This is a genomic window from Stenotrophomonas sp. YJH_SMC_64 (genome assembly GCF_059371375.1).
On record NZ_JCAFUN010000014.1, the window covers coordinates 69,735 to 91,003 of the forward strand.

Below are 21,269 nucleotides of genomic sequence, written 5' to 3' on the forward strand. Positions count from 1 at the left end.
CGCGGTCGCTGGCATGGCGCTACCACCGCACCGGCGCGACAATACCCCCATGACCGACCGTATCCCCCTGTTGCTGCTGCCCGGCCTGCTCAACGATGCTGAACTGTGGCGCGCACAGCTGGCCGACCTGGCCGACATTGCCGATTGCACCGTAGGCGACCAGACCCGCGGCGAGACCCTGCAGGCGGTGGCCGAGGACGTGCTGGCACAGGCACCGGAGCGCTTCGCCCTGGCCGGTTTCTCGCTGGGTGGCTTCGTGGCCCAGCAGATCCTGCGCATCGCCCCGGAGCGCGTATTGCAGCTGGCGCTGATCGATACCTCGATCCACGCCGATTCACCGGAACGTGCCGAACAACGGCGTAGCCAGCGCGCCAGCGTGCGCCTGCCTGGCAAGTTCCATGGCTTCGGCGATGTGCTGATGCGCAGCTACATCGACGCCTCACGGCTGGACGACTACGTGCTGGTGCAGCGCGTGCGCGACATGACCGCCCGCCTGGGGGCGGAGGTATTCCTGCGCCAGAGTGCGCTGGAGCGGCGCGACGGCCATGACGTGCTGGCGGGCTACCGCGATCCGCTGCTGATCGTGTGCGGTGCCAACGACCGCATCACGCCGCTGGCGGTGAGCGAGGAAATGCACGACCTGGTGCCGCACTCGCAGCTGGTGGTGGTGCCCGATTGCGGGCACCTGGCCCCGATGGAAAAGCCGGACGAGGTCAGTGCGGCGATGCGTGGGTGGCTGTCTGTGGATTGAAGGGGATCGGTGGCATCGGTGGTTCGTTCCACCCCAGTCTGTTGTAGGCGTGGTAACGAAGCACGCCGATACGTTCGTGCAACATCACCTCAGCCAGCAGCAGGTTGAAGGCCGAGGGGAGCCATCCGGGCGTAGCGCGTAGCCGGTCGCTGGGCAGGCCTTCGGCAATCACGCCGAAATGCTGGAAATAGAGCAGGCTTCGCCTGAGGTGAAGACCCGAGGTCACGATTACCACGCGCGATGGATCGTGGCGGAGCATCGCGCTGCTGTTCCGGGCGTTCTCCCAGGTGTTGGCGCTGGCATCCTCCTGCTCGATGCGATCCATCGGCACACCCAGACGGGCCAGCTCGCGCGCGTAGACGTTGGCCTCGCTGGTCTTACGGTTTCGTGAGGCACCTCCGCTCACGATCACCCTGCAGGTCTCGTGCTTCTGCTGGCAGAGCAGATAGCGCTGCGCCGTAACCAGTAATCGGCTGTACCCCACCAGACCCGGGCTGGAGCCCTCGGCATGGTGCTCGATGCCACCGCCCAGCAGCACGATCGTTGTCTTCGGCCGATCTGCAGGTGTCGTGAGTGCAGCGCTGGCCTGGGCCCGGTCGAGCATCCATTGCGTTATCGGGCCCGTTGCGCTGGACAGGGCCATCAGGGGCAGCACCGACAGGAGTGCCGCGGTGCGGAATCGGCGTGTGGCGATCAGTGCAGCACATGCCAGCAGAAGAAGAAGGGTAAACGCCAGCACAGTGCACCTCAGGAAAGTTTGAATGAATTCCGATGGCGCGGGGCCTTCGTTGTGTGGATGCTGGATGCCATGGATCTGAAGCGACTGTCACCCTCCGCAAGAGCGGGCGTCATTCTCGGCGGCGTATTGCTTGGATTAGGGCTGGGATACGTGTTTTCCGAGCGGTTTCCGGGTTTGTTCGCTCTCATTCATGAGCGGATGCAGTAGCGAATCGGGAAGATGCGTTGTCGCGAATGGCCCTGCACGAAATCGTATTTGGCCGGGAGCGACATGCACGAACAGGTCGCATGCGACATATGGCGGAGACAGATGCACGCAATCGATCGACGTGGCATGGCGGGAACGCAGGCGGCAGGCGCCGATCGCCCTGAGCTTGGCGAGCATTCAATGCTGAAGGTGATTGCCGCGGTGTCACCATGCGAGCTGCCGTCCTTTGTTGCTGCGTTGGACGAAGCGATAGCACGGTGGAGGGCGGAGTCTGCGAGTACGCCCAGCAGCGATCTGGATGCAGAACTGGCGCGCCTGCACGCGCTCAAGAGCATCACGTCGGCGCTGGGCAGCAGGCTGATCGCCAGCGCGTGCGACGACCTGGGTGAGTGCCTTCGATCGGGCGCGGCGGCAGACCACATACGACGCCGCTCCCAAGCCTTGGCGGTAGCGGCGCAGCGCCTTCTGCAACGTTCCATCGTTTCTCACAGGTGAAGGAGTCCGGCCATGCCCCATGCACCCTCTGCTCTGCTCGATCCTGGCCCCGACGCACTGCTTCAGGCGGCCCGCTCACTGGAAATGAAACGACTTGCGCTGTTGCTGTCCTGGCTGCAGGAGCCGCGTGCCAGCCTGTCCAGAGTGGTATTGCAGGCACTGACCGTGCTGTGGTGCTGGCTCTGGATGGATGGACCACAACCCGTGCTGGCCAACGAGGCGGCGAAGGTGCTGCCTGCGTCGATTGCGCTGCTTGTTGCGTCCGTGGCATGGGCCGCATGGGTGAACCTCCATAAGGATCGCGGTGTGGCATGGCGCGACGCGGTGGGCCTGCTCCTCAGCCTGGTGATGGTGACGGTGCAGGTCGATGCAGCCTTCATTCTTCTGATGACGCTCAATGCAACGCTGCCCTTCCTGGTGATCGCGGCGACGGCTGCCTACGGGCGGAGGGCGATCGCGCCAGCCATCGCTGCAACGGCGTTGGGGCTGCTGTGGGCCGCGCCGGAGGGCTATTGGATCTCGCGACCTGCCTACCTGGCCTATGCCCTGGCGCTGACGATCCTGCTGCCGGCCGTGGTTGCCTCCATGGTTGCGGCCATGCGCGATATTGCGCTCCGTGCCGTCGCGTCGCGCGAGGCCCAGGGGCGGTTCATCGGAACGATGAGCCATGAGCTGAGGACGCCGTTGAATGCCATCATCAATGGCATCCAGTTGCTGGACATGGACGCCGCGACGCCGGCGCAGCGCAGTTCGTTTGCGTTGGTGGCCCGGCAGGCAAGAGCGCTGCGGCATCGCATTGATGATGTCCTCGATGTGGCCAGCATCGAGGGTGGAACGCTGCGGCTTCGTCCTCAACCCTGTTCATTGGCGTCCGCGCTCGATGCGATGCAGGAAAGCTGCGCACCGGCTGCTGCGGAGAAAGGTGTACTGCTGACGGTGGAGGACTGCGATCCCGCAGTGTGGATGCTGGTTGACGCAGGCCGGGTCGAACAGGTGATCAGCAATCTTGTCTGCAACGGGATCAAGTTCAGCCCGGTGGGGGGCGAGACCCGCGTGTCCATTGACGCCTCCCGCATCGGTGAGCAATGGCAGGTGCGGGTGACCGTTTCCGACTCCGGGTGCGGTATCGACGAGAGCGACCAGGAGGCGATCTTCTCCCCCTTCGTCCAGGTGAGCGAGGGCGATGCCCGTTGCGAGCAGGGGGTTGGGCTTGGGCTCTACATCGTGCGACTGATTTCCGATGCCATGGGCGCGACGATCGAGGTGGGCCGCAGCACGTGGGGTGGCGCCTCGTTCCAGTGGTGCTTCACCGCTCCTGCCGTGATCGGCGAGGCAGCATCACCTTCGCTTGAGGCGGTGTTCAAGGCACATGCGGCGTCGGTACGATCCCTGCATTGCCTGCTGTTCGAGGATGTGGAAACCAACCGGCAGGTGGTCGAGCGGCTGATGGAATGTGCAGGTCATCGACTGAGTTGCCGGCACGACGGGCGCGATGCGCAGGCTGCGGTGGCGTCGCTTGCGCCAGACGTGGTGCTGCTGGACCTTCATATGCCGGGTTGCAGCGGTTGGGACATACTTGAAGCGGTCGGCTCCAGAACGGACGGTCCGCCCATCCTGGTGATGAGCGCGGACACGCGTCTGCAGGTCATCGAGAGGGCGCGTTCAATGGGCGCCGCCGGCTTCCTGTGCAAACCGTTGGATGTGCACGAGGTGCTGCGGATGCTGCACGAGGTGGCGCCTCGGGGATCCAGTCTGTAGAGCCGAGCCATGCTCGGCTCCAGGGAGACGGCAGCCGAGCGTGGGCTCGGCTCTACAACAACAGGGCCTCAATCCCAGGCCGGCGCAATGCCTTCCGGGTTGGCCAGGCGGTGCCCACGATCCAGCTTGGCGATCTGCGCCATGTCTTCGTCGGTGAGGCGGATCGCGGCCGCTTCCAGGTTGCCCGACAGGTTCTCGCGCTTGGTCGAAGACGGAATGACCGAGTAACCCTGCTGCAGTGCCCAGGCCAGTGCGATCTGCGCGGGCGTGGCCTGGTGACGGCCGGCAATGGCCTGGATCACCGGGTCCTTGATCACCTCGCCATAGGCCAGGCTCATGTAGGCGGTAATGTGGATGCCGTTGTCCTGCAGGAACTTCACCAGCAGGCGGTTCTGCAGGTACGGATGGATCTCGATCTGGTTGGTGGTGATCGCATCGGCGCCGAGGATCTCGATCGCCTTGCGGGTCTGTGCGATGGTGAAGTTGGAGATGCCGATCTCCTTCGTCAGGCCCTGTGCCTTGGCCTCGGCCAGTGCGGTCAGGTACTCCTCCATCGGCACGTCGACCTTGTCGTTCGGCGACGGCCAGTGGATCAGCGTCAGGTCCACATGATCGGTACGCAGCTTTTCCAGACTGGTACGCAGGCTGGCCAGCAGCGCTTCGCGCTTGAACTCGGTGATCCAGACCTTGGTGGTCAGGTAGATCTCTTCGCGCGGCACGCCGGAATCGGCGATGGCCTGGCCGACCTCGGCTTCATTGCCGTAGATCTGCGCGGTATCGATGGCGCGGTAGCCGACATCCAGCGCATTGCGCACGGAATCGATCACGGTCTGGTCTTTGAGGCGGAAGGTGCCGAGACCGAAGGCGGGGACAGTCATGGGGAGCTCCAGCAAAGGGGAGGGATGCGAATATCCGGCAAAGGGTAGGCCAGTGGCCGCATGCGTGCCGGCAACGGTGCATTGCACCACCGTACCGGCAGGGCGCCGGCACGGCATGACTTATCTCAATGCGCGGCCACGGCGATGCCATCGGCGCGGTCATCGATGCCGTCGCGGCGGTCCAGGCGGCCGCTGAGCACGGTCAATGCATACGCGCCCACCACCACCAGCGCGCCCAGCCACGGCGTGTGCATCAGGCCGATGTTCTCCACCACCAGCCCGCCGAGCGAGGCGCCCAGCGCGATGCCGATGTTGAAGGCGGCGATGTTCAGCCCCGAGGCCACGTCGGTGGCCTGCGGCGCATAGCGCTGCGCCTGCTTGACCACGTAGACCTGCAGGCCGGGCACGTTGCCGAACGCCACCGCACCCAGTGCCAGCACCGTGAGCAGCATCAGCCAGGTGTTGTAGGCGGTGAAGGTGAGCACGAACAGCACGATGGCCAGCAGGGCGAAGATGCGCTTCAGTGCGGGCACCGGACCCATGCGGTCGGCCATGCGCCCGCCCCACAGGTTGCCGATTGCCACCGACACGCCGTACACCAGCAGCACCAGGCTGACCACATTGGCGGAGAAACCGGTGACGTCCTGCAGGATCGGCGCCAGATAGGTGAAGGCCAGGAAGGTGCCGCCGTAGCCCAGCGCGGTCATCGCATAGACCAGCAGCAGGCGGGGTTGGGCGAGTACGGCCAGCTGCTGGCGGAAGCTGGCCGGCGCACTCTGCGGCACGCTGCGCGGCACGAACAGCAGCGCGCCGAGCAGGGCGATCACGCCCAGAGCGGCCACCGCCAGGAAGGTGGCGCGCCAGCCCAGGTGCTGGCCGATGAAGGTGCCCAGCGGCACCCCGGTCACCAGCGCCACGGTGAGGCCGGTGAACATGATGGCGATCGCGCTGGCGGCCTTCTCCTTCGGCACCACCGCGGTGGCGATGATCGAACCGATCGAGAAGAACACACCGTGGGCGAGGCCGGTGAGGATTCGGGCGACGATCAGCGAGGTGTAGCCCGGCGCCAGGAAGGCGATGACGTTGCCGAGGGTGAACAGCACCATCAGCGCCACCAGCAGCGACTTGCGCGGCACGCGGCCGGTGAGCGCGGTCAGCACCGGCGCACCGATGGCCACGCCGAGGGCATACAGCGAGACCAGCAGGCCGGCCGAGGGCAGGCTGACCTGAAGGTCGGCGGCAATGGTGGGAATCAGGCCGACGATGACGAACTCGGTGGTGCCGATGGCGAAGGCACCGAGGGTCAGCGCCAGCAGGGCGAGGGGAATGCCACGGATCATGGCCGGCTCCGGAGGGAAGGAAGGCGCGCAGTGTGCGCGGCGCACCTTTGCGGAAAAAACCGGCCTTCACGCCAATCACTATTGCCGCCCAGTCAATAATGGAGGCATGAAGACCACTCTCGATGAAATGCAGGCCTTCCTCGCGGTGATCGACAGCGGGTCGATCAGTGCTGCCGCCGAACAGCTGGGGCAGACGCCGTCGGGCGTGAGCCGGGCGCTGGGGCGGCTGGAAGACAAGCTCGGCACCACCCTGTTGACCCGTACCACCCGCCGCCTGCACCTGACCGCAGAGGGCGAGGCCTACCTGCGCCATGCACGGGCGATCATCGATGCGGTGGAGTCCGCCGAGGAACAGATGGCCGCCCGCCGCGAGCGCCCGGCCGGACGCCTGCGCGTGGATGCGGCGATGCCGTTCGTGCTGCACGTGATCGCGCCGCTGGTGGCCGGGTACCGCGCGCGCTACCCGGAGGTGCAGCTGGAGTTGAACAGCTCCGAGCGCTACATCGACCTGCTGGAACGGCGCACCGACCTGGCGATCCGGATCGGGCTGCTGGCCGACTCCACCCTGCATGCGCGGCCGTTGGGTCGCTGCCAGCTGCGGCTGGTGGCCAGTCCGGCCTACCTGGCGGCACACGGCGAACCGGCCAGCGTCGCCGCGCTGGGCCAGCACACCCTGCTCAGCTTCAACGAACCGGAATCGTTGAATCACTGGCCGCTGCCGGGCGATGCCGATGGCCTGCTGCGGGTGCGACCGGATATCGCGGTGTCCAGCGGCGAAACACTACGCCGACTGGCGGTGGAAGGCGTGGGCATCACCTGCCTGTCCGACTTCGTGACCGACCGCGACCGCGCCGCCGGCACGTTGGTGCCGGTGCTGGCGACGCAGACGCTGGATGTGTACCAGCCGATCCACGCGGTGTATTACCGCAACACGGCGGTGTCGGCGCGGATCAGCTCGTTCCTGGATTACCTGGGTGAAGCGATGGCGCGGAGCGATTACCTGCGCTGAGGTCGTGGTGGGGTTGCCGGCCAGCGGCCGGCACTACCGCAGGTTACGGCGGGTGCGGACCGTTGGTCCGCACGGCCCCTGCCATCGCCCGACCAACGGTCGGGCGCTACCCATGTGGTGGTGGGGTTGCCGGCCAGCGGCCGACACTACCGCAGGTTACGGTATGTGCGGACCGTTGGTCCGCACGGCCCCTGCCATCGCCCGACCAACGGTCGGGCGCTACCCATGTGGTGATGGGGTTGCCGGTCAGCGGCCGGCACTACCGCAGGTTACGGTGGGTGCGGACCGTTGGTCCGCACGGCCCCTGCCATGGCCCGACCAACGGTCGGGCGCTACCCATGTGGTGATGGGGTTGCCGGCCAGCGGCCGGCACTACCGCAGGTTACGGTGGTGCGGACCGTTGGTCCGCACGGCCCTTGCCATCGCCCGACCAACGGTCTGGCGCTTCCCATGTGGTGGTGGGGTGGCCGGCCAGCGGCCGGCACTACCGCAGGTTACGGCGGGTGCGGACCGTTGGTCCGCACGGCCCCTGTCATCGCCCGACCAACGGTCGGGCGCTACCCATGTGGTGGTGGGGTTGCCGGCCAGCGGCCGGCACTACCGCAGGTTACGGTGGGTGCGGACCGTTGGTCCGCACGGCCCCTGCCATCGCCCGACCAACGGTCGGGCGCTACCCATGTGGTGGTGGGGTTGCCGGCCGCTGGCCGGCAACCGGATCAATCAGGCCGCGCGCGCCAGCGCGTCCTTCGCTGCGGCGGTGGTCGACAGATCGAACACATCCACCGCGTCGATCAACCGGTTCGCCTGCTGCTCCAGGCTGCGCGCGGCGGCGCTGGCTTCCTCCACCAGCGCGGCATTCTGCTGGGTGGTGCCGTCCATCTGGATCACCGTCTGGCTGACCTGTTCGATGCCCGCGCTCTGCTCCTGCGAGGCGGCGGAGATCTCGGCCATGATGTCGGTGACGCGCTGCACCGACGCCACGATCTCGGCCATGGTGTCACCGGCCTCGCGCACGCGCCGTGCACCGTGGCCGACCTGTTCCACCGACGCTTCGATCAACGCCTTGATCTCCTTCGCGGCTGCCGCCGAACGCTGTGCCAGGGTGCGCACTTCGCTGGCAACCACCGCGAAGCCGCGGCCCTGCTCGCCGGCGCGTGCCGCTTCCACCGCGGCGTTCAGCGCCAGGATGTTGGTCTGGAAGGCGATGCCGTCGATCACGCTGATGATCTCGGCGATCTGCCGCGACGAGGTTTCGATCGCGCCCATCGTCGTCACCACCTGGCCGACCACGCTGCCGCCGTGAGAGGCAACGGTGTGCGCGCCGATCGCCAGCTGGTTGGCCTGGCGCGCATGCTCGGCGTTCTGGCGCACGGTGGAGGTCAGTTCCTCCATCGATGCCGCCGTCTCTTCCAGGTTGGCGGCCTGTTGTTCGGTACGGCGCGACAGATCGTTGTTGCCGGCGGCGATCTCCGCCGCCGCCGTGTGGATGTTGCCGGAGGCGTGCTTGATGTCGGTGACGATGGTTGCCAGCTGCGTAGCGGTGGTGTTCGCGTCGCCGGCGATACGCGCGAACACGCCCTGGAAATCACCGTGCATGCGCGCGCCGAGGCGGCCGTCGGCAATCGCGCGCAGCATGCTGGAGACCTCGCCGAGGTTCAGTTCGGTGGTCTGCATCAATCGGTTCAAGCCGTCGACCATTGCGCGGAAATCATGCTCGAAGCGTGCGCTGTCGCCGCGCTGGCCGAAGTCACCGGCGGCGGCGGCTTCGGCCAGGCGGCGGATCTCGCCGTTGATCATGCCGAGATTGGCCTTGGCCGTATCCAACGCGTTGGTGATCACGGCCTTTTCGCCGGGCAGGCGTTCCATGTCCTGGCTGAGGTCACCGACGGCATAGCGGCCCATGATCGAGATCGCGCGCATCTTCACCTGGATGTGCGCGTCAACCAGCGTGTTGCAGTCGGCCACCATGGTGCCGAACGCGCCCGGGAATGCACTGGCATCCATGCGATGGCTGATGGTGCCGGCGTCATGCGCCTGCGCCATCGTCGCCTGTGCGTCCAGTACGCCGCGCAGCGTGGACTGCACCGCCTGCATCGCCTGCGCGAGGCGACCGATCTCGTCGCGGCTGCGCACCTGCACCACGTGCTGCAGATCACCGGCGGCCACGGCACGCGCAGCGGCTTCCACCGCCAGCACCGGCTGCACCACCGCGCGCCGCAGCCACCAGGCCAGGCCCATCAGCAGCAACACGGCGGCCAGCACGGTCAGCGCCGCGCACAGCAGCAGGGTCTGCCGCGCCTGCTGCGACCGCGCCGCTACGGTTGCTTCGGCCACCTGCGTGGCATGCGTGCTCAGCGCATCCAGTGCGGTCGCCACCGGGCGGTCCTTGCCACGCACCAGGTTGTCGCCGGCGGCGGGATCGTAGCCGGCTTCCGCAAACGCCTGCAGGGCGGCGTGGTAGTCCTTCTGCAGCTGCGTGTGCAGGCCGATGAAGGACTGTGCCAGTTCGCGCGTGCGTATGTCCGGGCTGGCTACGAGGCCCCTGGCCAGCTGCTCGACCAGGCGGCCCTCGCTGTCGAAGGCGTCCAGATGGCGCTGGCGCAGCGCGTCGTCGTGGCCGCGCAGCAGCACGTTCTTCCATTCCTGCACCTGGCCGCGGAACTCGCGCTGCAGGCGTTCGGCGTCGCGGCTGTGCGCGACTTCGGGTGGAACCTCGGTGGACAGCTTCAACCAGGCGGAGGCCAGGCCCGCCAATGCGCACAGCAGGACCACGGCCAGACCAACGGAAACCGCGCCGAGCAGCTTGGACTGCAGGCGCGGAGCACGGACAGACGCTTTCATGGAAGGGACTCTCGGGAAGGGGCAATGCGGTATCGACCTGTCCCCTCGCATCTGAAGTGCGACGCCCATCACATTACCGTTTCGTTTAGTGATGTGAAGGGGGTGTTTCATAGGACAAATGTGTCCATATGGAACGAAAGAAGACCCTCGACAGAGAATTTAAATGTAACTATCGTTGTTACATGAAATCCGCGAATCCACTGTCCGACGCCCTGCATGTGATGGCGCACCTGGTCGGCCATGCCGCCCCGCGCACGTCCGAGCAGCTGGCGTCCTGCCTGCCGATGCATCCGGTGGTGATCCGTCGCCTGCTGGCGCAGCTGCACAAGGCCGGCCTGGTGCGCAGCACCCGCGGCCACGGCGGCGGCAGCCTGCTGGCACGCGATGCCGCGGCGATCACCCTGCATGACATCTACCTGGCGGTGGGCGCACCACCGCTGGTCCAGGTCGGCGCACGCGACTCCGGCGGTGGCTGCCCGATCCAGCAGCTGGTCAACAGCGCCCTGCTCGAGGGTGCACGCGAGGCGCAGCGCCTGCTCGAACAACGCTTGCAGGCGACCACCCTGGATCAGCTCGGCGCCGACTTCGCCCGCCATCTTGCCCATCACCGTTCCCTGGAAGGTCACCATGAATCCTGATGTGCTCATCGTCGGCGGCAGCTATGCCGGCATTGCCGCCGGCCTGATCCTGGCCCGTGCCCGTCGCCCGGTCACCGTCATCGACGCCGGTTCGCCGCGCAACCGTTTCGCCAGTCATTCGCACGGGGTGCTCGGGCTGGATGGCATCAGTGGCGCCGAGCTGCTGAAGACCGCGCGCCAGCAGCTGCTGGACTACCCCACGGTGCGTTGGGTGCATGCCGAAGCCGTGCAGGCCACCGCCAGCGCCGAAGGCGTGGAAGTGCGTACCGCCGATGGCCAGGTGCTGGCCGCGCGCAAGCTGCTGCTCGCCAGCGGCATCGCCGACCAGTTGCCGGCGTTGCCCGGCCTCGCCGAGCGCTGGGGCAGCACCGTGCTGCACTGCCCGTACTGTCATGGCTATGAAGTGGGTGGTGGTGCCATTGGCCTGCTTGGCGGTCATCCGATGTCCGCCAGCAAGGCGCCGCTGTTCGCGGACTGGGGCAATGTCACGTTCTTCAGCATGGGACTGGACATCACGGATGAGGAACGCGCCGCCATGCAGCAGCGCGGCGTGCAGATCGAGACGTCACCCGTGCTGGGCGTGCAGGGCGACCAGCCGACCTGGCTGGAAGTGGAGCTGGCCGACGGCCGCCGAATCGCCCAGCGTGCGTTGTTCGTGCCGGCCACCCAGGCGATGGCCACGCCATTGGTGCAGCAGCTGGGCTGCACGTTGGTCGAGAGCCCGCTGGGCGTGCTGATCGAGGTCGATGCGATGAAGCACACCTCGGTGCCGAACGTGTATGCCGCAGGCGATGCGACCACGGTGGGCAACATCACCCTGGCCATGGCCGAAGGCGTGCGCGCGGGCATCGGCGTGCACCATGCGCTGGTGGCCGAGGACAGCGTGCCGCGCTGAATGTGCCGGGGTCAGATCCCTCTCGCAGAAAGGGATCTGACCCCCGACGCCACGTGTTGCTCTGGTAGAGGCCGGCCTTGGCCGGCACCGCTCCATTACCCCTTCACGCACAGCACCTGCCGCAGCGTGTGCACCACGTCGACCAGGTCCAGCTGCGCGGCCATCACATCGTCGATCGACTTGTACGCGGCCGGTGACTCGTCCAGCACGCCACTGTCCTTGCGGCATTCCACGTGCGCGGTGGCCTCGCGGTGCTGGGCCAGCGTGATCTGCTGGCGCGCCGTGCCACGGCTCATCACCCGGCCGGCGCCGTGGCTGCAGCTGTGGAAGCTGTCCGCGTTGCCCTTGCCGCGCACGATGTAGCTGCGCGTGCCCATGCTGCCGGGAATGATGCCCAGCTCGCCCTCACGCGCGCTGACCGCGCCCTTGCGCGTCACCAGCAGTTCCTGCCCGTGGTGCATCTCCTTCTGCACGTAGTTGTGGTGGCAGTTCACCGCCATCGCCGCCAGCTGGAACTTCGGCAGCCGGTGGCGCATCTCGGCCAGCACGCGCGACATCATCGCCTCGCGGTTCTGCCGGGCGTAGTCCTGCGCCCACGACACCGCTTCGACGTAGTCATCGAACAGCGGCTCGCCTTCCATGAAGAACGCCAGGTCCTTGTCCGGCAGGTGGAAGCCCAGCACGCGCCGGGCCAGTTCCTCGCGCGCCTTCTCGATGAAGTAGGTGCCGATCAGGTTGCCGGTACCGCGTGAGCCGCTGTGCAGCATCACCCACACCGTGTCCGTCTCGTCCAGGCACAGTTCGATGAAGTGATTGCCGCCGCCCAGCGTACCCAGCTGGCGGTCCAGCTTGTCGGTGCGGATGCGGCGGTGCTTGTCCTTGATCTTCTCCAGGCCGGCGGCCAGCCCGGACTGCACCAGCCGGGTGTGGATGCTGTCGGGCATGCGGTGATGCTCGCCGCCGCGCCCGTTGCCCACCGGGATGCTGCGCTCGATGCTGTTGCGCAGCTGCCGCAGGTCATCGGGCAGGTCGTTGGCGCGCAGCGTGGTACGCACCGCCGCCATGCCGCAGCCGATGTCGACGCCGACCGCGGCCGGGATGATCGCACCGCGGGTCGGGATCACCGAGCCGACGGTCGCGCCCTTGCCCAGGTGTACGTCCGGCATCACGGCCACCCACGGCCCGACGAACGGGATCGCAGCGATGTTGCGCAGCTGCTCATGCGCCTGCGCTTCCAGCGGCACTCCGTTGACCCAGCCCTTGATCGGCGTGGTGCCCTCGGCATGCAGCCATTGATAGTTCTGTTGAGTGTCCATGTCTTCCTTAATGTCATTGATGGGCCGGCGGCGCGTCCCTGCGCCACCGCTACCCCCTACCTGATCGTCACCAGCTGCTTCAGCACGCCATCCAGGCCGCCGAACACGGTGAGCGTGTCGATCTTCTCGGTGACCTTCTCCAGTGCCTCCAGCTCCTTCAAGCGCATCAGCACCGGGTTGTCCTCGATCAGCTTTGCGGTGTTGAGCTGCGAACGCGTGGCGTTGGCCTCCTCGCGGCGACGGATCACGCTGGCCTGGGCCTGCTTTTCGGCCAGCACCACGCCGTTGAGGATCTCCTTCATCTCGCCCGGCAGGATCACGTCCTTGATGCCGACGCCGAGCAAGCGCACGCCGTGGCCTTCGATCGCCGCCTGCACATGCGCAGCGATCTCGCCGTCCAGTGCCGCCTTGTCACCCAGCAGCTCGTCCAGGCTGCGCGCGGCAATTGCCTGGCGCAGGCCGAACTGCAGCTGCCGATAGACGAACTCATCGGCATTGCTGAGCGTGCGGTGCGCACGCACCGGGTCGACCACCTGCACGGTCGCGGCCAGGTTCACCCGCAGGGTCACCTTGTCGCGGCTGAGCAGTTCCTGGCCGGACACGTCCAGTGAACGTGCACGCAGTTCCACACGCTCCACCGACACGTTGCCGTTGAAGTTCCAGAACGCGTGCAGGCCGGCGTCCAGCGTCTGCCGCAGCGTGCCATCGATGAACAGCAGGCCGACCGACTCGCTCGGCACCGTGCTGATCACCGCCACACGCGGCAGCACGCCCAGCTGGCCCAGCCGCTGCTGCACGTCGGCCGGAATGCGCGGCTCGTCACCCAACGCCATTACCTGCACCTGGGTATCGACCGAACCGCGCCAGTACAGACGGCGGCTGCCCGGCGGCAGCACTTCATCGATGCGGCCGTTGCGCAGCAACAGGCCGACCTCGCTGGCGCCGACGTTGGCCAGCACGAAGTGCGTGTCCAGCTGTGCGCCCAGCGCTTCGATCAGGCTGTCCTGGTCGCTGCCAGTGTAGGCCGCGCCCTTCGATGCAGTGTGGATGTCCACGTGCGGCCGGCCGCCGAACGGCGACAGGCGGTGCACGCCCGGCAGCAGGATCTGCTGGAAACGACGGTTGCGATACACCAGGCCGCGCTCGCCGTCGCCGATCACGACCTTGATGGTCCAGAACATGGGAGTCTCTCCTTGTATGGCTCTGGTGGTTCGACCCGTTGCGGATGAATCGCCATGACCCGGGTCGATCCGGTCGTGGCGAGGCTGCCTGCACATCACGTGCAGGCAGCGGAAGAGGGCGGCCATCGGCGGACGGTCCGCGCGCGGAGCCTTCGATGCGCCGGCAGTGCTGCCATCGTCGTTCCCGGCAGGCAGCACCGGTGCGGAACGTGGCTGGCAGTGGCGGCGGGCCGGGGCCCGGCGTGAGGTCCGTTGCCTTCCACGTTCCTGCCCGAAGGCGATGTCGGTGGACGGCGACGATGGCCGCTGGGGCTTGCGCCCCCGGGTGTTGCTTCAAGTCATGACGTGACAGGTCATGTGGTTTGGAGTGGGAATCGAACCCACGACAGACGGATTACGGATCCGTTGCTCTGACCAAGCTGAGCTATCCAGTTGGGGACCGCGCGGAATCGAACCGAGTACCGGCGAACCGGTGCCTGCCTCCAGCAGGCGATCCAGGCGATGGCATGTCCGCGACCTCCGGCATACGCCACGGCAACGCCGCGCGCACCAGCCCGTGGTTGAAACGGGACCGTTGGATAATCGAGGGTGCAGGCCACCGACATTATCGGCGAGCGATAATGTTCTGATGCGATGCAGATAATGTCCAGGCGCTGCCAGTCGCGCGAAGTAAATCCTTCGGCGGGGCGGGAAAAGCCTGGGTCAGTGAGCGGCGGGTCGCCGCGCGGGGTGCAGTTCTGGCATCGCGGGTCCTTGTGTCGACGCAAACGAAAACGCCCCCGGGACTTGCGTTCCGAGGGCGTCGTCAGGCCTCGGAGATCGGGGTGGCCGATCTCCGCAGGGCGGGTATCAGGCCGTTGTCAGCTGGTCTTCCTTGCCGAACGCGCGCGCCGGCCCGTCCATGCGCAGGCATGGCAGCAGTTTGGCGATGGCGACGGAATGCGCGTTCAAGGGAAGTTTCCAGTGGTTGTTGAAACGAGGTGCGCACGATAAACCACGATTTAGTCGTGCGCAACCATTTTGTTCAATTATTTTCTTCGGTATGTGTGCAATGCCGGCCAGCGGCCGGCACTACCGGCCCTCACGCTTCCGCGCTGGCGGCATCCAGCTGCGCGACATCGTGCACGCTCAGCGACACGTTGGCCGCCGCCAGCAGATCGTGCAGCTGCTCGACGCTGGTGGCGCTGACGATCGGCGCGGTGATCGACGGCCGTGCGATCTGCCATGCCAGTGCGATCTGCGCGGCACTGGCGTTGTGCTTGCTGGCCACGTCATCCAGTGCCTGCAGGATGCGCAGGCCACGCGGATTCAGATAGCGCTTCACCACGTTCTCGCCACGCGCCGGGCTCTTGGCCGCATCGGCCGGCGTGCGGTACTTGCCGCTGAGGAAGCCACTGGCCAGCGCGTAGTAGCCGATCACGCCGATCTGTTCGCGCTGCACCAGCGGTTCCAGTTCCTTTTCGTAGCCGGCGCGGTCATACAGGTTGTACTCCGGCTGCAGGGTTTCGTAACGCGGCAGCTTGTAGTCGGTGGACACCTTCAGCGCATCGGCCAGGCGCGTGGCGCTGTAGTTGGAAGCACCGATCGCACGCACCTTGCCAGCTTCGATCAACCGGCCGAATGCAGCCAGGGTCGCTTCCAGCGGCGTCGACTCGTCATCCTCGTGGGCCTGGTACAGATCGATCACGTCGGTCTGCAGGCGGCGCAGCGAATCCTCGACCGCCGCATTGATGTTGTCCGGGGTCAGGCCGGGGCGTTCGGCCCACTTGGCCACCTTGGTCGCCAGCACCACCTTGTCGCGCTTGCCGCTGCGGGCAAACCACTTGCCGATCAGCGTTTCCGATTCGCCGCCGGCATTGCCCGGCACCCAGGCCGAATACACATCGGCGGTGTCGACCAGGTTGAAGCCGGCGTCGACGAAGGCATCGAGCAGGGCGAAGCTGGCCTTCTCATCGGCGCTCCAGCCGAACACATTGCCACCGAAGGCGAGCGGACGTACATGCAGGCCGGAACGGCCCAGTTCGCGGGTTGCCGTCATGGGCACGGACTCCTTGGGGGAAGTGCTCCAGAATAAAACGCGTAGTGTGACCGTGCTGCGGCGGCGACCACAAAACAGTGTTCCGCGATAGGCACGCAGCTAACGTTTTGTGAACACCTGGGACGCCGCGGCTGCTAGTCTCGCCGCATCTTCCGCTGGAGTCGCTCCGATGATGCCTGCTTCGTCCCTGCGTGGTTGCCGCCTGCTGCTTGCTTCGGCCCTGTTTGCCGCTGTTCCCGCGTTCGCCGCACCGGCCACGGTGGCGCCGGCGAAGATCCAGGTGTCGCCGGCCATCGACGCGGCGGTGAAGGCACCCACCCGTGATGCCAACAACGTCAAGCGCGACGGCTTCCGCCACCCGGCGCAGACGCTGTCGTTCTTCAAGGTGACGCCGGAAAAGACCGTCATCGAGATCACCCCCGGCAACGGCTGGTACTCGGAGATCCTGGCGCCCCTGCTGCACGACAAGGGCCACTACGTTGCTGCGGTGGTCGATCCGATGGCGGTGCCCGAAGGCCGTGGACGCGACTACCAGCAGCGCAGCCGCGACAGTCTGGAAAAGAAGTACGCCGCTGCACCGGCACAGTTCGGCAAGACTGCCGTGGTGGCCTACGATCCGGCCAAGCCGGTGTTCGGCCCGGCCGGTTCAGCCGATGTGGTGCTGACCTTCCGCAACGTGCACAACTGGCGCAAGGCCGGCCAGGCGCAGGGCATGTTCCAGGGCTTCTTCAACGTGCTCAAGCCGGGCGGCGTGCTGGGCGTGGTCGAGCACCGCGCCAAGGCCGACGTGGCCGACGACGATGACACCGGCTATGTCGGCCAGCAGCAGGTGATCGCGATGGCCGAGGCCGCCGGCTTCAGGTTGGACGCGCGCAGCGAGGTCAACGCCAACCCGCGCGACACCAAGGACCACCCGAACGGCGTGTGGACGCTGCCGCCGACCAACCAGCACGACAAGGCCGATGATGCGAAGTACCAGGCGATCGGCGAAAGCGACCGCATGACCCTGCGCTTCATCAAGCCGTAAAGGGGGCGCCGGGCTGCGCCTGGTGAGCGCGCAGCGCGGTGTCGGGCGGAATGGGTAGCGGCCGGGCAATGCCCGGCGCTGCCACCAATGGAGTGTGCTGTTGAAGAAAGTGCTGTACTTCGCCTTCGCATTGATGGCGCTGCCGCGGTTGTACGACTTCGTGTTCCATGCGGGTCACGTGCATGATCTCGTGGCGGCGGCAGGTTTTGCGGTGCTGCTCGTGGGCTGCCTGTGGGACGAACGTGCGCGCAGGGCCTGCCCACCGGTAGCGCGGCTACGGTATCGCGCCAACGCTGCCGCCACGTGCGGCGCCGTGGTGGTGCTCGTTGCGCTGTTGATGGAAAGGAAGGTCTTCGGCTGAGTGGTGATCGCGGCGGCGATGCGGGAATGGGACAATGCCCCACCCGCCGACTGCCGTGCCCGCAATGCTGATCGCCTTCAACAAGCCCTTCAACGTGCTCTGCCAGTTCACCGACCGCAGCGTGCCGGCGCGGCCGACCCTGGCCGGGTTCGGCCTGCCGCCGCGCGTGTATGCCGCGGGCCGCCTGGACCATGACAGCGAGGGCCTGCTGCTGCTGACGGATAACGGCACGCTGGCGCACAAGCTCACCGATCCCAGGCACAAGGCCGACAAGACCTACTGGGTGCAGGTGGAAGGCACGCCCAGCGATGAGCAGCTGCAACAGCTGCGCGACGGCGTCGAGCTGAACGACGGACCGACCTTGCCGGCGAAGATCGAGCGCCTCGATCCGGCGCCGTCGCTGTGGACACGCGATCCGCCGGTGCGCTTCCGCAAGACCGTGCCCGATGCCTGGCTGGCGATCACGATCCGCGAGGGCCGCAACCGCCAGGTGCGGCGGATGACCGCCGCAGTGAACCTGCCAACGCTGCGGCTGGTGCGGGTGGCGATGGGGCCCTACCGGCTGGACGACCTGCAGCCGGGGCAGTGGCGGCAGATCGGTTGAAACAGAAAGGGCCGGATACCTCGCGGCATCCGGCCCCGGCCCGGGTTCAGATCCCTTCCGCAGGAAGGGCTCTGAACCGGTCGGTCACACTCAGGCGTCGCTGCCGATATCGCTGTGCTCGTCCACCACGGTGTCGTTGCGGCGGTCGCGTGCGTTGATGCGCTGCGCCTGCCCATTCACCACGTGGCCATTGGCAGCCTTCTTCTTCTGCTGCTTGCGGTACAGCGCATAGCCGAGCAGGCCGACGCCGACGGCAGCCGCGGCAATGGTCACGGCCGGGTTGCGGCGGGCGAACTTGGTGGCGACCTTGCCGCCGGTCTTTACTGCGCCGAGGGCGGCGCCGGTCTTGATCCAGTCCGCGTTGCGCAGGCTGCCACCGGCGCTCTTCAGGCCATCGCCGGCGGTGTGGGCCAGCTCCAGGGCGCGCTCCAGAGCGCGGTCGGTGATTACAGTCAGCTTGCTCATGCGGGGGTCCTTTGCCTCGGGTCGAAGTCCAGTGTCGCGTGTTGCCCGTAAACGGTATGTCAGTCGGGGACGCAGGCGGTGTGACTTTAGCGTAGCCATTCAGGATCAGGCAGGGTGGGTCGGATCCCTTTCCGTTGGGAAACGGCTCTGACCCCAGCGCCACGCCTGGGGTCAGAGCCCATCGCGATGCAATGGGATCCGACCCCGCCCGTCAGGTTCCGCGCGGCTTGGCCCGGTGCGTGGCCGTGGCCGTCCACGGGTCATCCGGCCACGGATGGCGCGGGTAGCGGCCCTTCATCTCCTTTTTCACTTCGGCGTAGGTGTTTTCCCAGAAGTTGCGCAGGTCCTGGGTGACCTGCAGCGGCCGGCCACCGGGCGACAGCAGGTGCAGGGTCAGCGGCACGCGGCCATCGGCGATGCGCGGCGTGTCGGCCAGGCCGAACAGTTCCTGCAGCTTCACCGCCAGCACCGGCGGCAGCGGATCGCCGCTCTCGCTGTCCAGCGCATAGGTGATCGGCCGCTCCAGTCCGGACGGCACGGTAATGCGGGTCGGCGCATGACGCTCGACCAGCTGCCGTTGTGACCACTCCAGTGGCGATTTCAGCGCTTCGCCAAAGCTGGATTCGTCCAGCGCATCCAGTCGCGTCTTGCCGGCGAACGCGGGCTGCAGCCACTGCGCACGGTTGGCCAGCAGGGCGTCGTCGCTGCAGTCGGGCAGGCCAAGCTCGGGCATCCAGCGGCGCAGCGATTCCACCCGTGCCTGCCACTGGCGCAGGCCTTCGGTCCACGGCAGCGCCTGCAGGCCGAGCTCGGCCACCGCATCGGTCAGTGCCTGCGCGGCGTGCTGCGGATCGACCCGGCCGGCCGAGCGGCTGTCCAACACGATCCGGTCGAAACGGGTCTCGCGCAGGGCCACCAGGGCGCGGCGCTCGCTGTCCCATCGCACCACGTCTTCGGTGACGAAGCGCTCCGGCCACGCCCTGCGCAGTTGGCCTTCGTCCACCGGTGCGGCACGCAGCAGCAGCGCATCGCGTGCCTCAAAGCGAAGCTCGCTGGCCACCAGCCACGGTTCGCCACGCAGGTCGCTCAGCTCGTGCAGGCGCGCGCTGCGCCCATTGGCCAGCAGGTAACGCAGTGGATCGCCGGGATGCTGGAAGCCGATCCGATCAGGGAAGGCGTGAGCGAGCAGGTCACCCAGCTCATGGGCCTCGATGCTGGCCGGCGGCGTGGCTTCGCAGCGCAGGCGGCGACGCCACTGCTTGGCGGCGGCATCGATGGCGGCCAGCCCGCCGCGGTTGGCATCGCCCGGTGTGCGGCCATTGCGGAATGCAGCCAGTGCGCGCCAGCGGCTCGCCAGCGCGTCACCGCCCTGGCGCAGCGGATCGCGCGCTTCCAGCAGCGCGGCCAGATCGGCGGCCAGCGCCTGCGAACGTGCATCGGGCGCGGCAAGCAGCATCGCCGCCATCCGTGGGTGCGTACCCAGCGCCAGTACGCGGCGGCCGAGTGCGGTGATCGCACCACTGCTGGACAATGCGCCCAACCGCTGCAGCAGTTCGCGGGCGGCGCCCATCGGGCCGGCAGGTGGCGGATCGAGGAAGCGCAGGTCGCTGCTGCCCCAGGCGGCCAGTTCCAGTGCCAGTCCGGCCAGTTCCACCTGGTCGATCTCGGCGCGGCGCTGCGGCTCCAATCGCTGCGACTGCGGCCACAGCCGCCAGGCCACGCCTTCGGCCACGCGCCCGGCACGACCGGCGCGCTGGTCGGCCGACGCCTGGGCGATGGCCACCACGTCCAGCCGGGTGAAACCGCTGTTGGGGTCGTAGCGCGGTTCGCGTGCCTGGCCACTGTCGATCACCACGCGCACGCCGGGCAGCGTCACCGACGACTCGGCGACGTTGGTGGCCAGCACCACGCGGCGGCGACCATCGCTGGCCGCCTGCAGCACGCGCGCCTGCTGTTCCACCGGCAGTTCACCGTGCAGGGCCAGTACTTCGACGCCGGCATCCAGCGATTCCTGCAGGCCGGCCTGCACCCGCGCGATCTCGCGCTGCCCGGGCAGGAACACCAGCAGGTCACCGGGGTGTTCGGCCAGCGCCTGCTGCACCGCGCGGCGCACCTGCAGTTCCAGCGCCTCATCGCGACGCGCCGGGAAATGGCTGACCGTCACCGGGTAGCTGCGGCCCTCGCTGCTCAGCCGCGGCGCATCGAGGAAGCGCGCCAGGCGCTCGCCGTCCAGCGTGGCCGACATCACCACCAAGCGAAGGTCATCGCGCAGCTGCGCCTGCACGTCCAGCGCCAGCGCCAGGCCGAGGTCGCCACTGAGATGGCGCTCGTGGAATTCGTCGAACAGGATCGCACCGACCTCTTCCAGCATCGGGTCATCCTGCAGCATGCGGGTCAGGATGCCTTCGGTGACGACTTCAATGCGGGTGCGCGCCGAGACCTTGTTCTCGAAGCGGATGCGGTAGCCGACCGTGCCGCCGACCTCTTCGCCCAGCTGCCGCGCCATGAACAGCGCGGCGCTGCGTGCGGCCACCCGGCGCGGCTCCAGCAGGATGATCTTCCGGCCTTGCAGCCACGGTGCATCGAGCAGCGCCAGCGGCACCTGGGTGGTCTTGCCGGCGCCGGGCGGGGCTTCCAGCACCAGCCGTGGCTGCACGGCCAGGTGCTGCTGGATCTGTGGCAGCAGCGGGGAAATCGGGAAGAGCGGGGCATTCATGGGCAAAGGA

18 protein-coding genes and 1 tRNA gene are annotated in these 21,269 nt (G+C 67.3%); 9 read left to right on the forward strand and 10 right to left on the reverse strand.

The window, feature by feature from the left end:
• Positions 1-49: 49 nt before the first annotated feature.
• On the forward strand, positions 50-751 hold the full coding sequence (locus tag AC5P9L_RS15965; RefSeq protein ID WP_071305583.1) for an alpha/beta fold hydrolase: 702 nt from the start codon (positions 50-52) through the stop codon (positions 749-751).
• Here the strand turns inward: AC5P9L_RS15965 and AC5P9L_RS15970 are convergent.
• Positions 714-1,490 (reverse strand): YdcF family protein, encoded by a 777-nt coding sequence (locus AC5P9L_RS15970; protein WP_262101818.1) that lies wholly within the window; start codon positions 1,488-1,490, stop codon positions 714-716. The two genes, AC5P9L_RS15965 and AC5P9L_RS15970, sit on opposite strands and share 38 nt — an antisense overlap.
• Positions 1,491-1,760: 270 nt before the next feature.
• On the opposite strand from AC5P9L_RS15970, the gene AC5P9L_RS15975 reads away from it, so the two are divergent.
• On the forward strand, positions 1,761-2,192 hold the full coding sequence (locus tag AC5P9L_RS15975) for a hypothetical protein (protein ID WP_262101817.1): 432 nt from the start codon (positions 1,761-1,763) through the stop codon (positions 2,190-2,192).
• 12 nt (positions 2,193-2,204) lie between these two features.
• A complete protein-coding gene (locus AC5P9L_RS15980; RefSeq protein WP_262101816.1) occupies positions 2,205-3,950 on the forward strand; it encodes an ATP-binding response regulator in 1,746 nt (581 codons plus the stop codon).
• Between the two features lie 68 nt (positions 3,951-4,018).
• Here the strand turns inward: AC5P9L_RS15980 and dkgB are convergent, their stop codons facing one another.
• Both dkgB and AC5P9L_RS15990 read right to left on the reverse strand, forming a co-directional pair.
• Positions 4,019-4,828, reverse strand: coding sequence for a 2,5-didehydrogluconate reductase DkgB (gene dkgB, locus AC5P9L_RS15985; RefSeq protein WP_262101815.1), 810 nt, complete (start codon positions 4,826-4,828; stop codon positions 4,019-4,021).
• A gap of 125 nt (positions 4,829-4,953) precedes the next feature.
• Positions 4,954-6,168: an MFS transporter gene (locus AC5P9L_RS15990; RefSeq protein ID WP_495230660.1), complete on the reverse strand. Its 1,215-nt coding sequence runs from the start codon at positions 6,166-6,168 to the stop codon at positions 4,954-4,956.
• A gap of 106 nt (positions 6,169-6,274) precedes the next feature.
• On the opposite strand from AC5P9L_RS15990, the gene AC5P9L_RS15995 reads away from it, so the two are divergent.
• Positions 6,275-7,177: a LysR family transcriptional regulator gene (locus tag AC5P9L_RS15995; RefSeq protein WP_062605378.1), complete on the forward strand. Its 903-nt coding sequence runs from the start codon at positions 6,275-6,277 to the stop codon at positions 7,175-7,177.
• A gap of 720 nt (positions 7,178-7,897) precedes the next feature.
• Here AC5P9L_RS15995 and AC5P9L_RS16000 read toward each other — a convergent pair.
• Positions 7,898-10,018: a methyl-accepting chemotaxis protein gene (locus AC5P9L_RS16000; protein WP_043034463.1), complete on the reverse strand. Its 2,121-nt coding sequence runs from the start codon at positions 10,016-10,018 to the stop codon at positions 7,898-7,900.
• Positions 10,019-10,200: 182 nt separating this feature from the next.
• Between AC5P9L_RS16000 and AC5P9L_RS16005 the strand changes: the two genes are divergently transcribed.
• Together AC5P9L_RS16005 and AC5P9L_RS16010 are read left to right on the forward strand one after the other, a co-directional pair.
• Complete coding sequence (locus AC5P9L_RS16005) at positions 10,201-10,656, forward strand: Rrf2 family transcriptional regulator (RefSeq protein ID WP_111202333.1); 456 nt, start codon at positions 10,201-10,203, stop codon at positions 10,654-10,656.
• Positions 10,646-11,551: an NAD(P)/FAD-dependent oxidoreductase gene (locus AC5P9L_RS16010; RefSeq protein ID WP_012481581.1), complete on the forward strand. Its 906-nt coding sequence runs from the start codon at positions 10,646-10,648 to the stop codon at positions 11,549-11,551. The genes AC5P9L_RS16005 and AC5P9L_RS16010 overlap by 11 nt, the downstream gene beginning before the upstream one ends.
• A 95-nt stretch (positions 11,552-11,646) precedes the next feature.
• Here AC5P9L_RS16010 and AC5P9L_RS16015 read toward each other — a convergent pair whose 3' ends face one another.
• The 4 genes from AC5P9L_RS16015 to AC5P9L_RS16030 form a co-directional block, all read right to left on the reverse strand.
• Positions 11,647-12,867: an RtcB family protein gene (locus tag AC5P9L_RS16015; RefSeq protein ID WP_111202334.1), complete on the reverse strand. Its 1,221-nt coding sequence runs from the start codon at positions 12,865-12,867 to the stop codon at positions 11,647-11,649.
• A gap of 56 nt (positions 12,868-12,923) precedes the next feature.
• A complete protein-coding gene (locus tag AC5P9L_RS16020; RefSeq protein WP_005411579.1) occupies positions 12,924-14,048 on the reverse strand; it encodes a slipin family protein in 1,125 nt (374 codons plus the stop codon).
• Positions 14,049-14,406: 358 nt separating this feature from the next.
• Positions 14,407-14,480, reverse strand: a tRNA-Thr gene (locus AC5P9L_RS16025).
• Positions 14,481-15,129: 649 nt separating this feature from the next.
• Positions 15,130-16,086 (reverse strand): aldo/keto reductase, encoded by a 957-nt coding sequence (locus AC5P9L_RS16030; RefSeq protein ID WP_049397671.1) that lies wholly within the window; start codon positions 16,084-16,086, stop codon positions 15,130-15,132.
• Between the two features lie 169 nt (positions 16,087-16,255).
• On the opposite strand from AC5P9L_RS16030, the gene AC5P9L_RS16035 reads away from it, so the two are divergent.
• The 3 genes from AC5P9L_RS16035 (at position 16,256) to AC5P9L_RS16045 (ending at position 18,078) form a co-directional block, all read left to right on the forward strand.
• Positions 16,256-17,113, forward strand: coding sequence for a class I SAM-dependent methyltransferase (locus AC5P9L_RS16035; RefSeq protein WP_012481578.1), 858 nt, complete (start codon positions 16,256-16,258; stop codon positions 17,111-17,113).
• A gap of 94 nt (positions 17,114-17,207) precedes the next feature.
• On the forward strand, positions 17,208-17,474 hold the full coding sequence (locus AC5P9L_RS16040; RefSeq protein WP_012481577.1) for a hypothetical protein: 267 nt from the start codon (positions 17,208-17,210) through the stop codon (positions 17,472-17,474).
• A 64-nt stretch (positions 17,475-17,538) separates the two neighbouring features.
• A complete protein-coding gene (locus tag AC5P9L_RS16045) occupies positions 17,539-18,078 on the forward strand; it encodes a pseudouridine synthase (protein ID WP_012481576.1) in 540 nt (179 codons plus the stop codon).
• 90 nt (positions 18,079-18,168) lie between these two features.
• Here AC5P9L_RS16045 and AC5P9L_RS16050 read toward each other — a convergent pair whose 3' ends face one another.
• Both AC5P9L_RS16050 and hrpB read right to left on the reverse strand, forming a co-directional pair.
• Positions 18,169-18,543 carry a hypothetical protein gene (locus tag AC5P9L_RS16050; protein WP_005411574.1) on the reverse strand — a complete coding sequence of 125 codons (375 nt, stop codon included), beginning with the start codon at positions 18,541-18,543 and terminating at the stop codon, positions 18,169-18,171.
• 211 nt (positions 18,544-18,754) lie between these two features.
• On the reverse strand, positions 18,755-21,259 hold the full coding sequence (gene hrpB, locus AC5P9L_RS16055) for an ATP-dependent helicase HrpB (protein ID WP_323162980.1): 2,505 nt from the start codon (positions 21,257-21,259) through the stop codon (positions 18,755-18,757).
• Positions 21,260-21,269: the final 10 nt, after the last annotated feature.